Here is a 1,104-nt window from a genome sequence, read left to right as displayed (position 1 = left end):
GGCGCCAGCGAGGCTGGCGCATGAGCCCGCTCCGCCGCTTTCTGCGCACGCCTGAGGCGGTCGCCGGCGCCATCATCCTGGCGACGCTGATCGCCATGGCGCTGTCGGCGTCGCTGCTGTTCCCTGGCGATCCGCAAGCCATCGCCGGGCCGGCGCTGCTGCCGCCGTTCCAGGACCCGTCGCTGCCGCTCGGCACCGACCGGCTTGGCCGCGACGTGCTGGCCGAGCTCTTTCATGGCGCCCGCACATCGCTGGCTGTCGGGCTCGCGGCCGCGGCCGCCGCACTTGTCGTCGGCGCGGTGGTCGGCACATTGGCCGGTTTTGCCGGTGGCCTCATCGACGAGGTGCTGATGCGCATCACCGACGCCTTCCAGACCGTGCCGAGCTTCCTGCTGGCGCTGGCCTTCGTCAGCGTGGTCGGACCGTCGCTCGGCATCGTCGTGATTGCCATCGCCCTCGGCACATGGACCGGACCTGCCAGAGTGGCCCGCGCGGAAGTCCTCTCCATTCGCGAACGCGATTATGTCGCCGGAGCCAGGGTCATCGGCATGCACCCGCTGGCGATCGCCTTTCGTGAAGTGCTGCCCAATGCTTTGCCGCCGGTGCTGGCGATGTCATCGGTGATCGTCGCCGCCGCGATCCTCACCGAAGCGGCCTTGTCCTTTCTCGGCTTGGGAGACCCCAACCGGGTCACCTGGGGCGGCATGATCGCCGAAGGCCGCACCGTCCTGCGCACCGCACCCTTCCTGTCGATCGTCCCGGGCATAGCGCTGGTGCTGACAGTGCTCGGCGTCTATCTCGCCGGTGAAGGCATCGTCGAGACGACAGCGGTCAGAAGAGGCCTGTCGTGACCACGCTCGCTTCGATCCGCGACCTGACGGTGACCTACCGCCGCGACGGCAGCGAGGTGGCGGCGCTGAAGGGTATCAGCCTCGACATCGCCAATGGCGAACGCCTCGCCATCATCGGCGAAAGCGGTTCCGGCAAGAGCACGTTGGCGTTAACGATTGCCGGGTTGTTGCCGGGGTCCTCCAGGATTGGAGGGCGGGTCAACTGGTTCTTGCCATCATCGCCACCCTCTGGTGCCAAGGCACCCCCCTCTGT

The 1,104-nt window shown here is 68.0% G+C and carries 2 protein-coding genes; both read left to right on the top strand.

Annotated features, from left to right (window positions below; genetic code table 11):
- Window positions 1-20: 20 nt before the first annotated feature.
- Window positions 21-851 carry an ABC transporter permease gene (locus FCU66_RS34290; RefSeq protein ID WP_136622660.1) on the top strand — a complete coding sequence of 277 codons (831 nt, stop codon included), beginning with the start codon at window positions 21-23 and terminating at the stop codon, window positions 849-851.
- Window positions 848-1,104: ATP-binding cassette domain-containing protein (locus FCU66_RS34285; protein WP_136622661.1), on the top strand; the 257-nt coding region annotated here is incomplete at its 3' end. The genes FCU66_RS34290 and FCU66_RS34285, both read left to right, overlap by 4 nt.

Origin of the sequence: Mesorhizobium norvegicum (assembly GCF_004919685.1) — a bacterium.
In the GTDB taxonomy this organism is placed as follows: Bacteria; Pseudomonadota; Alphaproteobacteria; order Rhizobiales; family Rhizobiaceae; genus Mesorhizobium; species Mesorhizobium norvegicum.
The sequence above is the reverse complement of the archived record's forward strand: the minus strand, read 5'-3'. Positions and strand labels throughout refer to the sequence as shown.

Excerpts from the sequence above, each read along its gene's own strand:
- FCU66_RS34290 (WP_136622660.1), top strand. The coding sequence starts at position 21 with ATGAGCCCGCTCCGCCGCTTTCTGCGCACGCCTGAGGCGGTCGCCGGC.